Genomic DNA, 11,621 nt, shown 5'->3' with positions numbered 1-11,621 from the left:
CATCAGCTTGATTTGCCCGCCTTGGGCTCATCGAGAGTGTGCTTCACCTCTTCATACCAGAGGTCGTGGTGCTCCTTGGCCCAGGTCTCGTCCACCTCGCCGGTCACCATTCCCTCCAGCGCCCCTTCCAGCTGGAACAGGCCCATGTAGATATGGAAGATAAAACCGCAGATAAGGATCAGCGCCCCGACGATATGGATAAAGCTGGCCCACTCCATCTGGCGGCGCAGCTGGCCGAAGATGGGGAAGTCGAGGAACAGCCCGGTCGCCACCACAATGCCGCCAAACCAGATCAGCAGCCAGAAGATCGCCTTCTCGCCGCCGTTGGAGAAACCCGCCGAAGGGTGACTCCCCTTGTGGGGCCCCAGCATACCACCTGCCTTCATGAACCACTGCACATCCACCATGTTGACGATGTTGTGGCGGAACCACTTGATGAGCACTCCCATCAGGCAGAGAAAGAAGAGCGGCCCCACGTAGTTGTGGAACACCTTGGCGAACCAGATCCAGTTCTCCCACACCCCGAGGCTCACCACCGGCTTGATGAAGTGCTTGCCGTAGATGATGGCCAGTCCCGACCCGGAAAGGGTCAGGAACATGCCCGCCGTGGTCCAGTGCAGCGCCCGATCGAGCCGGCTCCAGCGCTTGAGCTTGCGCCCGGTGCGCGGTTTGGAGAGCTTGGTCGGCCCCACCACCCAGTACATCAGGCCGCACATGGCGAGCGACCCGAAAATGGCGATGGCACCGAGCGGCGACACCCACTTGGTCTTCACCTCGAACCAGAGCTGGCCCGGCACCGAGATCAGCACCCCGTGCTCCGGCGAGCGGGAGGTGGTCACCCCCTCCTGCCCATCCTTCACCGCCCGCCAGTAATCGGCGCCGGCAAAACCGACCGCCTCTTTCTCGGCGTCGGCGAAACTTGCGGTACTCACCAGCAGCAGGGCAGCAAACAGGGCCATTAGCCAGGTTTTCATGCCGCCCCTCCCTGCTTGTTCAGCTTGCTGGCATCGTGAAACAGCTCATCGCCATTACCCCAGGCCGCATCCTTGGCACCGCGATAGGCAACCCGCTCGCGGAAGATTTCGGAGATGACCTGCGCATCCCCCGCCAGCAGTGCCTTGGTGGAGCAGAGCTCGGCACACATGGGCAGCTTGCCCTCGGCGATGCGGTTGGCGCCGTACTTCTGGCGCTCCGCCTCGCTGTGATCCTCTTCCGGGCCACCGGCGCAGAAGGTGCACTTGTCCATCTTGCCCCGATCACCAAAGGCGGCGGTTTTCGGGAACTGGGGGGCACCGAACGGGCAGGCAAACAGGCAGTAGCCGCAACCGATGCAGAGATCCTTGTTGTGCAGCACGATGCCGTCGTCGGTGTGATAGAAGCAGTCGGCCGGGCAGACCGCCATGCAGGGGGCGTCGGTGCAGTGCATGCAGGCGACCGAGATGGAGGTCTCCCCCGGCAGGCCGTCGTTGAGGGTCACCACCCGGCGGCGCTGGATGCCCCACTCGAGGGCATCGTCGTTCTCGTTCTTGCACGCCGTCACACAGCCGTTGCACTCGATGCAGCGCTTGGTGTCACACATGAATTTCATTCTGGCCATGGGATCAGGCTCCTACTTTGCGAAAACGGCACAGGGTGACCTTGGTCTCCTGCATCTGAGTGACCGGGTCATAGCCATAGGTGGTGACTATGTTGACCGACTCCCCCAGCACATAGGGATCAGACCCTTCCGGATATTTGGATCGCAGATCCTTGCCCTCGAAGTGGCCACCGAAGTGGAACGGCATAAAGGCAAGCCCCGGCTTGACCCGCGGGGTCACCAGCGCCTTCACCTTGACCCGGCCCCCTTCCGGCCCCTCGACCCACACATCCTGACCGTCGCGCACGCCGACGTCGTTGGCATCCGCCGGGTTCATCTCGACGAACATCTCCTGCTGCAATTCGGCCAGCCAGGGGTTGGAGCGGGTCTCGTCACCGCCCCCCTCGTACTCCACCAGACGGCCGGAAGTGAGGATGATCGGGAACTCCTTGCTGACATCCTTCTCCTGCACCGAGGCGTACTGGGTCGGCAGGCGCCACAGGCTCTTGGCATCGGGCCAGGTGGCGTAGTCTGCCAAGAGATCCCGGCGCGGGGTGTAAAGCGGCTCGCGGTGCTTGGGCACCTGATCCGGGAAGGTCCACACCACGCAGCGCGCCTTGGCGTTGCCGTAGGGGACGAAGCCGTGCTTGATGGCGACCCGCTGGATACCGCCGGAGAGGTCGGTCTTCCAGTTCTTGCCCTCGGCCTCCTTCTTCTCGGCCTCGGTCAGCTCATCCCACCAGCCAAGCTGCTTCAGCAGGTCGGCAGTGATCTCGGGATAGCCATCTTCTACTTCGCTTCCCTTCGGCCAGGAGTCTTCGGCGAGCAGCGAGACGCCCTGATACTCGATGCCGAAACGGGCGCGGAAACCGCCGCCCCCTTCCGATACCGGAATGCTGGTGTCGTAGAGGATATGGCTGCCGGGGTGTTTCATCTCCGGGGTGCCCCAGCAGGGCCAGGGCAGACCATACACTTCGCCGCTGACCGGGCCACCTTCGGCCTTGAGGTTGGTCTTGTGGAAGGTATGCCAGTTCTGCTGGTGCGCCTTGAGCCGCTCCGGGCTCTGACCGGTGTAGCCCACGCTCCACATGCCGCGGTTGTACTCGCGGGTGATGTCTTCCAAGAGCGGCTGGTTGTTCTCCACCTTGATGTGCTTGAACAGCTGATCGGCAAAGCCGAGCTTTTTGCTCAAGAGATACATGATCTCGTGGTCGACCTTGGATTCGAACAGGGGCTCGATCACCTTGTCGCGCCACTGCATGGAGCGGTTGGTGGCGGTGACGGAACCATAGGTCTCGAACTGGGTGGTAGCCGGCAGCAGGTAGACGCCGTCGGTGCGATCGTTCATCACCGAGGCAACGGTGGGGTACGGGTCGACAATCACCATCATGTCGAGCTTTTGCATCGCCTTCTTCATTTCCGGGCCGCGGGTCTGGGAGTTGACCGCATGGCCCCAGTAGAACATGGCGCGGATATTGGAGCCCTGCTCGATGAGATCGGCGTTCTCCAGCACCCCGTCCACCCAGCGGGAGACCGGAATGCCGTTGTTGTTCATCGGCAGCTTGCCGTTGTAGGCCTTGTTGTCAAAGCGCGCCTTGATCCACTCGTAATCGACGTCCCACACCCGGGCCCAGTGCTTCCAGGAGCCCTCTTCCAGCCCGTAGTAACCGGGCAGGGAGTCGGAGGTGACGCCAAAGTCAGTGGCGCCCTGCACGTTGTCGTGACCACGGAAGATGTTGGTGCCCGCTCCGCTCTTGCCCACGTTGCCGAGGGCCAGTTCGAGGATGCAGTAGGCACGGGTATTGTTATTGCCGGTGGTGTGCTGGGTGCCGCCCATGCACCAGACCACGCAGCCGGGGCGGTTGTCGGCAAGCAGTTTGGCGGCGCCATGAACTTGCTGTTCGTTGAGGCCGGTTACCCGCTCCACTTCCGCCGGGGTCCAGCGCGCCACCTCTTTGTGCACCTCGTCCATGCCGTAGACGCGGGTGCGGATGAACTCTTTGTCTTCCCAGCCGTTCTTGAAGATGTGCCAGAGCATGCCCCAGATAAAGGCGACGTCGGTGCCCGGACGCAGGGAGAGGTACATGTCCGCCTTGGCGGCGGTGCGGGTGCGACGCGGGTCGACCACCAGGATCTTGCAGCCGTTGCGCTCTTTCGCCAGCAGGATGTGCTGCATGGCGACCGGGTGGGCCTCTGCCGGGTTGGAGCCGATAAACATGATCGACTTGCTGTTGTGCATGTCGTTCAGGCTGTTGGTCATGGCGCCGTAGCCCCAGGTGTTGGCTACACCTGCGACCGTGGTGGAGTGACAGATGCGCGCCTGATGATCCACGTTGTTGGTGCCCCACAGGGAGGCCATCTTGCGAAACAGGTAGGCCTGCTCGTTGGAGTGCTTGGCGGAGCCGAGCCAGTAGACGCTGTCGGGGCCTGACTCCTTGCGCAGGCGCAGCACTTCGTTGCCCACCTCTTCGATGGCCTGATCCCAGCTGATGCGCTGCCACTTGCCACCCACCAGCTTCATCGGGTACTTGAGGCGACGCTCACCGTGGCCATGCTCGCGCAGGGCCGCACCTTTGGCGCAGTGACCGCCAAGGTTGAAGGGGTGATCAAAGGCAGGCTCCTGACCGGTCCAGACGCCGTTTTGTACCTCGGCATAGACACCGCAGCCCACCGAGCAGTGAGAACAAATGGTGCGCTTCACCTCGACCGGCACCTCGGCCGCCACGGTTTTGGCCTCGGCCCGCTGCATCATGGCTGGCGCCAGCCAACCGGCGGCCACGGCGCCACCGGCCACCAGACCCGAGTTGACCATAAAGGCGCGACGGGTCAGCCCCTGACCGCGAATGGCCTCATTGCCCTGCTCGCCCGCCTGGGGCTGCTCGGCACGTTTTGTCAGTTTCATGAGTTCTCCTTCACTGATCCGGCTCAGTCGGTGCCGCGCAGGGTGCGATAAAAGTCGTGAACATGGGGGGTCTCCCGATAGCCCTGATCAGGCTTGGTATCGTGGGTCAGCGCCTCTTTGCTCACCACCCGACCGGCAGCACCGGCCAGTACGCCTATGGTGGCGACCACGCCAACTCCCTTGATCAGATTGCGGCGAGACGGGTCTTTCAGCTTTTCATCGCTCATTCTTGTGACCTCTGTTTTTGTAATGTCCGGCGACTACGCGCCAGCTTCGCGTCCAATGGGATATCTCGTCTGCTCGTTTTGTTATGCACAGATGGAGGCGTTCAGCCCGTCACCACGCAGGCGCCAAACGGCAGGCGCAATTCGTTTTCCAGCTTGAAGAAATCTTCGGCAAGGGCGCCGACAGCCCGGTAGAAGCTGCCCCCTTTCGCCTGTTGCTGATCGCGGCAGCAGGCGAGTACCCAGGGGGCAAGGTGGCGCTCATAGAATCGGTTGCGATCCGGGTGTTGCTCACCAATCAGTACCGCCATCACCTCACAAAGGGCGGCGAGGTGATCTTCCGGCTCGCACACTCCGCTCTGGCGCTCGAAACCGAGGGACTGCAGATCTGCGCGCAGCACCGCCAGCGGCAGCTCCATCAGAGAGCCGGTGAGATACCAGGAGGCAAACGGCACGATCTCTCCGCGCCCCAGCCCGATAAAGAGATCCTGATACTCCTCGGCAAGCTCGTTTTCGTGGTGGCTGCTGGCCGCCAGCTGCACCAGCCCCAGCCCTCTGGCAAAGGGGCCCGGCATCGGCTGCAACCCTTGCAGCCAGGCGAGCTGTTCGCCACGGGGGGCGGCGCGCCAGAGGCTCGCCAGCAGGGCGTAGAGATCGGCGCTGCTCTGTTCCAGTTCGGTCATGGTCAGTTCGCCAGCCTTTTCGTCATGTTGTTCACTCATCACTGGCCCTCACACCTTGAGCTGGGAGACGGGATCTGCCGCCAGCGCCGCAAACACATCCTTGACCCGGCACTCCTCGCACATCAGCAGCCGCTGGGCGGCCTCATTCTGGAAGTGGGAGTGACCGGCCAGTTTTTGCTGGATGCGGCGGATCATCGAGGCGGGCGCGAACGGCTTGGAGCAGCGAATGCAGCAGGCGGCCTCTTCGGCTTTGAGGCTCTGCACGGCGCGGCGCACCTCAGGCACCGGCTGCAGGCGGGGCGTGAGCACGATGGCCTGCTCGGGGCACGCCTTTTCGCACATGCCGCACTGAATGCAATCCTGCTCGATAAAGTTGAGGCCGGGCGCATGGCCCACCGCATGCAGGGCGCGGCTCGGGCAGACCGCCACGCAACCCATGCAGAGGGTGCAGTCAGCTTCTTTCAATTCCACACTGCCGTAAGGGGCGCCGTGGGGCACCGCCAGCGGCTCGCGGCTCCCTTCGTTGGCCTGCCAGAGAGCGTCAAAGGCGGCAAACAGCTTCTCCCGTTTGTCTCCTTTGAGCTGCTTCTCCAGCAGGGCAACGGCCGGCTCACCGGAGATCGGCTTATCTAGTTCGACATCAGGGTTAAACAGGGCGATGCGATCGGCAGCAAGACCAGCGCCCGCCAAGAGCACAGCGGCGCTCGCCAGCTCCCGCTCAACCAGCGCCCGGACGCTTGCGGGGGCATCGTCACCCAGCGCAATGCGTACCGCGCTGGCGCCATAGGCAAGGGCGGCGAACCAGCTCTCGATACCCAAACTCGCGCTCTCCTCCACCCAGACCGGCAGCCAGTTGGCAGGCAGGCGGGTGAGTTCGGCCTCCACCCATTCGCGCTCGTTTTCACCGGCGATCAGCAGCTGGGGCGCTTCGCCGCCCGCCTCCCGATAATGCTTGAGCAATCGCAGCAGGTAGTCGCCGCTGGTGTTGGCATCGGGCTGGTGATAAGCAATCGCCCCGGTCGGACAGGCAGAGGCACAGCTGCCGAAGCCCTGACAGAGATGGGGATCGATCTGGATGCGGCCATTGATGGGCTTGAGGGCATCGGTCGGGCAGACATCGAGACAGCGGCTGCAACCGGGCACGCCGCGGGCGGTAAAGGCGCAGGCCTCGGGGTCGAGGCGAAAATAGCGCGGCTTGTCGAAGATACCGGTCAGCGCACAGAGCTCGGCGAGCCGTTCGGCCAGCCCATCGTCATCAATGAGATGCAGATAGCCGACCGGCGGGCGCTCCAGCGCAAACAGCGGGGCGCGGCCCAGATCGGCCACCAGATCGAAGCGCGGTTCGCTACCAATCGTCGCTTGTTGTGGGAAGCAGAGCGCAGCCAGATTAACCCGCTCACCCTGCCCATTGAGGCCGGTGAGCTGGAACTGCCCCAGATACCCTGTCAGGCTCGGTTCGCGCAGGGTCAGGGCCGCGAGGGATGCGGTGGCATCAAAAATGGTTTCGAGATCGGCCGCCTCGGCATCGTGGACCGCTTCGGTCACCAGCAGGGTGGGCTTCACTCCGGCAGGCAGCAGGCTGGCGGCGCGGCGAATCCGATCCTCCGGGCCGACCAGCAGCAGACGCCCCTGACTCTGGTAAGAGACAGTGGCCGGGATCAGGTTGTCGGTCTTGACCGTATGCTGCAGGGCATAGGCGCGAGCGCGCGCGTTATGCTCGGCCCCCGCCCCCCCCGCCCCATGGGCAAGATTGGAGGCCAGATTTGGGCTCAGATTTGGCAATGTTTGTTCAGTGCTCACATACACTCCTGCGCGCGCCACCTCATGGGATGGGCGCTTGTTGGTAAGCCGAGAGAGCAAGAGGCGAGCCAACTCCCCCGGAAAAAAAGTGACTGACAGGGAGTCAGGATCCTGAGGGTTCCATTCCCCCACCTTTGGCTGGGACATTTTGTCCACCAGAGGAAACCAAAATGTCCCGATCGTCGGTGTGGGTTTGAGAATGGTTATCAGCCAACCCGTGCGGCTCGTCGGCAGGTTCGCTGACAACCGCCACCGGTTCAGCAGATCCGCTGGCCGGATTGGCCGATTCGCTCTCCGGGGCGGTCACCTGATCCACCAACCAGTTGCGCAGCCCGGCGGTCAGGGCCGCGGGCAGCAATTCCGGCTGGCTGAAATCCTGGGTGTAGTCGTCGAGCCCATCCTGTTTATGGCTGCGAAACATGGCCCGCAGCGCCTCCCTGTCGGGGAGTTTGGCCTTGCCCGGCTGGGCCGTTTTCAGCAGCGGCTCGCCACTCTCTGCCCCTTCGATATGGAAGGATTCGCCACTCCCCTTGTCAGTGCTGACTACGGGGCTATCCAGCGGGGTATCTGGATTTTCAGCTTCGCCACTGCCTTCGACTGGGGCGGCAACAGCCTCGGGGCTAGCCTCTTCCCTCGGCTGCAATGCCTGATGCTTGCGCGCCTCACTCTTGCGAGACGACCAGCGCTTGAGGAAATCACTCATGGGCGCTGTTTCCGGCCTTGTTTACAGCACAGTTTCCGGCGTCGCTGCCACGCTCGCGGCCATCGGGGCCGGTGGCTTTGACGGCGCCGCAGCTGGCTTGATCTACCGTATCGACACCGAGCTGATCCTGCGCCCGTCCCTTGCCCTTCTTGCCCTTGCGGCGGGCCTCCAGCAGCTCGCCGTGACGGCCGATAAAGGCCTCCACCCAGGCTTGCAGCGCCTCGGGCAGCGGACAGGAGAGCACCTGCCGCTCGCCATCCATATAGGCGGCGGCCACGGTCTGGCTCAGGGTGAGGCCATCGGCGACAAAGCCACTGTCAACGCGGCTTCCGGTGACAAAGAGGCGGGGCGAGCCGGAGCTCAGGTTAAAGCGATAATCCCCCCGCTCATCGCGAAACAGGGTAAGGGGCAAGGCACCGACAGCCTCGGGCTCGGCGGGATGGAGCGCCGCAATCTCGAAACGGCGGCTCTGCCAGCGGCCAACCTGGCTGTCGATGGCCTTTAACTCCAGTTGCAGCCAGCGCTGCGGGGGCAAGGTATTGGTGGTCTCTTGCACTGTCACGGCTCCCATCAGAAGGTCTCTGCCGGGCCGCCCTCCCCCGTGATCCACCCCGTTCGAGGCGGTTCAGAGCAGGAGATTTATGGCGGCCACGGCCATCAATGGGATAAGACTTAGCAAGAGTGGGGCCAAGGCCGGTTTGGTGGCTGATGGGGGCTGCGCCGTGCGGGACATTGATTGGCGCGGGCGTAGGTTGGTGCAAAGCGCAGCGAAGCCCAACATGCGAGATGAAACTTTAAGGGCTCAGCAAAAAATGTTCTTTCGCCGGGTTGAAACCCTACTCAACTGACCCCAGTTAGTTATGGCCGTGACTACCCGCGGCAAACAGGTAATTCAGGCGTCCCTCATATCTGAGAGTTTGAGATATGACGAGACGCAAGAGAACAAATCCAAAATTAAATGAAAGTAAGCATTCAAAATCTAAGTCTGAGAAAAATAATCACGGAAAAAATGACGGCAGAAACAATGTTTCATGGCCGCAAATCGTGAAATATGAACTCAAACGATGGGCTGTCCGTGAGGTCATTAGCTATCTCTGGCAGCAAATCAGAGACTCTTTATGAATGCTTAGGCTTTGCAGCCTGGCCGGTTACGAAGTCTCAACCAGAGGAGCGTTTATTGAATAAACAGTGACGCAAATGCTCAAATGCGCGAGCACACCGAACTGAAAATGAAGAAGTGATTAACTACTTCAATTCAATGCAGTATCAAGCTTGGTAACTAACGTCATGACAAATGTAATGTCGAATAATTGGTTAATAGCTGAGTTCTGATATCTGTTTAACTGGAGGAGACGCCAAATCTTCCAGTTGAGGTTAAGTCGACTGAAGCAGCGGTGGACTTATACGTAGGGTAGATTTTTACCAAAGAGACATGAGACTGGGATGGTAAATGGAACTAGTGGTCACCGACCGCTCTGGTAATCGAACTCCACTGAATCTCGATGAACTACATCGAGTTATGGATTTGATTATTCTAGACCTAGGGATTCCAAGTCCTTGGGGACTACAAGATCAACATCCTGCGAAACCGCTGGGATGGTGGTTAGCCTATTTCCGAATTGTCAGTCTTGAAGGGAAGTTACGCCATGAAACGATACATGAGCCGCCTTTTCTCTTTGGTTTAGCAAAACTGCTTGAGGTATCGTCTGGGCAGGTTCGGCCACCTTAAAACATATTTGGATACTCACCTTTTTTTGTATGTCACTTAGCTCTTTTTTTTCCCACCTCGTTTTCCTACCTCGTTCAAAAATAATCTGGAACAAAACTTGCTGTGCCCCTCCCCTTAGATCCCGGCAACCGGTCGCGAGGGGCCCATGACACCGACCTTTATCAAAAGCAATGCCGCCGCCCAGCTCACCATGGCCGTCGAGGTGATGGATGAGCAGGGCACGCTGCAAACCCGCCAAATCGCCTGTGAGCGGCCACTGACGGTCTACCTCAACTGGAAGGAGATAGTAACCCTGATGACGCTGGGGGCCCGCCCCGAGGCGCTGGTGCTGGGTTATCTGAAAAATCAGGGCTTTATCGAGGATATTGCAGCCATCGAGTCGGTCATCGTCGACTGGGAGAGCGAGGCCGCCGCCGTGGTGAGCAGCCAGCAGGCCGAAGATCTCGACAAGTCGCTGGAGAAGAAGACAGTCACCTCCGGCTGCGGTCAGGGCACCATGTATGGCAGCGTGATGAAAAAGCTCGAAGGGGTGGTCTTGGCGGCGCCCGAGCTTAAACAGAGCACCCTCTACGCCCTGCTCAAGGCGCTGTCGGCCCATAACGAAACCTACAAGATGGCGGGTGCGGTACATGGCTGCGCCATCTGTCGCGGCAGCGAAATCCTCTCCTTTGTCGAGGATGTAGGGCGCCACAATGCGGTGGATACCCTGGCGGGCGAGCTCTGGATGAGTGGCGAGGCTGGCCACGACAAGATCTTCTACACCACCGGGCGGCTCACCTCGGAGATGGTGATCAAGGTGGCGCAGATGGGCATTCCGGTGCTGCTGTCGCGCTCCGGCGTCACCCAGATGGGGCTGGATCTGGCGCGCCAGCTCGGCATCACCATGATTGCCCGCGCCAAGGGGCGCCACTTCGAGGTATTCAGCGGCCACGACCATATCGTGCTGGACGAGAAGCCACCGGTGCTGGTGCCCGGTTCGGCCGGTCGCGGAATGCGGGATTAAACCATGAACGAATTTATGAATGTGAAGCAGGTGGCCGAGTACCTCGATCTCAACGAGAAGAAGGTCTACCAGCTCGCCAACGAGGCGCGCATCCCCGCCACCAAGGCGACCGGCAAGTGGCTGTTTCCGCGCTCCCTGCTTGATCGCTGGCTGCTCGGCAGCTGCCACGAGGGGGTGATGAACGATCGGCTGCTGCTGGCAGGCTCCGACGATGTGCTGCTGCACTATGGTTGCAGCAAGCTTGCGCGGCAGCTCGGCACCCAGGCACTGGTGGGCTACACCCCGTGCGGCACCCGTCAGGGGCTGGCGATGCTGGCGCGCGGCCATGTGGATCTGTGCGCCATCCACTGGGGGCAGGCCGAGGAGGCACACCTGCGCCACCCGGCGCTGGTGCAGCAGTATCAGGGCCACCGGCAATGGGTGATCGTTCATGGATTTCGCCGGGTGCAGGGGCTGGTGCTGCGGCAAGGGCTGCAACCCAAGGAGGCAAAAGAGGCGCTCGACTGGCGCTGGGCCATGCGTCAGGAAGGAGCCGGCAGCCAGCGCGCCCTGCAGGAGTGGCTGCAAACCCAAGGGGAGTCGCTGACCCGGTTGGAGCGCACCCTCGAGGTCAACAGCGAGCGGGAGCTGGCCGCCGCCATCAGTCGCGGCGATGCGGACGTCGGGCCCGGCGCCCAGAGCACCGCCACCGAGTTTGGCCTCGGCTTTATGCCGCTGTCGCAGGAGTGCTTCGATCTGGTGATGCCGCAGGGGGTCTTCTTTCGCACCCTGCTGCAGCAGCTGATCGGCTGGCTGCAATCCCCCGAGGGGCGTGAGCTGGCGGCCCGCCTCGGCGGCTATGACCTGAGCCAGAGCGGCAAGCTGGTGTGGAGCCCGCAGTAAGCGGCCCGGCACGACCTAACCCTTCCCCCTCTCCCGTCATTCCCGTCTCGCTGGCAGCCCGACCTGCGAGACGGTTTGCCTGCCTCTGCCTGACGCTCTGCTACGCCTCTTCATCACCG

The 11,621-nt window shown here is 61.7% G+C and carries 10 protein-coding genes; 2 read left to right on the top strand and 8 right to left on the bottom strand.

All coding sequences use genetic code 11. The annotated features are described in order from the left end of the window. Nucleotides 1-2: 2 nt before the first annotated feature. The 8 genes from BS300_RS03150 to BS300_RS03115 form a co-directional block, all read right to left on the bottom strand. Nucleotides 3-974: a formate dehydrogenase subunit gamma gene (locus tag BS300_RS03150; protein WP_042031584.1), complete on the bottom strand. Its 972-nt coding sequence runs from the start codon at nt 972-974 to the stop codon at nt 3-5. Next, nucleotides 971-1,597, bottom strand: coding sequence for a formate dehydrogenase FDH3 subunit beta (gene fdh3B / locus BS300_RS03145; protein ID WP_071910734.1), 627 nt, complete (start codon nt 1,595-1,597; stop codon nt 971-973). Before fdh3B ends, BS300_RS03150 begins: the two co-directional genes overlap by 4 nt. A gap of 4 nt (nt 1,598-1,601) precedes the next feature. Further along, nucleotides 1,602-4,478: a formate dehydrogenase subunit alpha gene (locus BS300_RS03140; RefSeq protein ID WP_071910732.1), complete on the bottom strand. Its 2,877-nt coding sequence runs from the start codon at nt 4,476-4,478 to the stop codon at nt 1,602-1,604. 23 nt (nt 4,479-4,501) lie between these two features. Continuing rightward, entirely contained in the window at nt 4,502-4,705 is a 204-nt protein-coding gene (locus BS300_RS03135; protein ID WP_041208942.1) for a transcriptional initiation protein Tat, read from the bottom strand. Nucleotides 4,706-4,806: 101 nt separating this feature from the next. After that, nucleotides 4,807-5,424, bottom strand: a complete 618-nt coding sequence (locus BS300_RS03130; protein WP_071910730.1) for a molecular chaperone TorD family protein — start codon at nt 5,422-5,424, stop codon at nt 4,807-4,809. Nucleotides 5,425-5,433: 9 nt separating this feature from the next. Beyond that, a complete protein-coding gene (locus BS300_RS03125; RefSeq protein WP_071910728.1) occupies nt 5,434-7,185 on the bottom strand; it encodes a 4Fe-4S binding protein in 1,752 nt (583 codons plus the stop codon). A gap of 103 nt (nt 7,186-7,288) precedes the next feature. Next, the gene (locus BS300_RS03120) at nt 7,289-7,888 is read right to left on the bottom strand and encodes a DUF3306 domain-containing protein (RefSeq protein WP_071910727.1); all 600 of its coding nucleotides are present in this window, start codon (nt 7,886-7,888) and stop codon (nt 7,289-7,291) included. Continuing rightward, the gene (locus BS300_RS03115; RefSeq protein WP_071910725.1) at nt 7,881-8,459 is read right to left on the bottom strand and encodes a DUF3305 domain-containing protein; all 579 of its coding nucleotides are present in this window, start codon (nt 8,457-8,459) and stop codon (nt 7,881-7,883) included. Before BS300_RS03115 ends, BS300_RS03120 begins: the two co-directional genes overlap by 8 nt. Before the next feature lie 1,303 nt (nt 8,460-9,762). Here BS300_RS03115 and BS300_RS03105 point away from each other — a divergent pair. Next, nucleotides 9,763-10,620, top strand: coding sequence for a formate dehydrogenase accessory sulfurtransferase FdhD (locus BS300_RS03105; RefSeq protein WP_071910721.1), 858 nt, complete (start codon nt 9,763-9,765; stop codon nt 10,618-10,620). Nucleotides 10,621-10,635: 15 nt separating this feature from the next. Then, entirely contained in the window at nt 10,636-11,502 is an 867-nt protein-coding gene (locus BS300_RS03100) for a helix-turn-helix transcriptional regulator (protein ID WP_083593401.1), read from the top strand. Nucleotides 11,503-11,621: the final 119 nt, after the last annotated feature.

It is taken from the genome of Aeromonas sp. SCS5 (assembly GCF_001887375.1).
In the GTDB taxonomy this organism is placed as follows: Bacteria; Pseudomonadota; Gammaproteobacteria; order Enterobacterales; family Aeromonadaceae; genus Aeromonas; species Aeromonas jandaei.
Note: the sequence above shows the minus strand (reverse complement) of the source record. Positions and strands in the feature narration are given on the sequence as shown.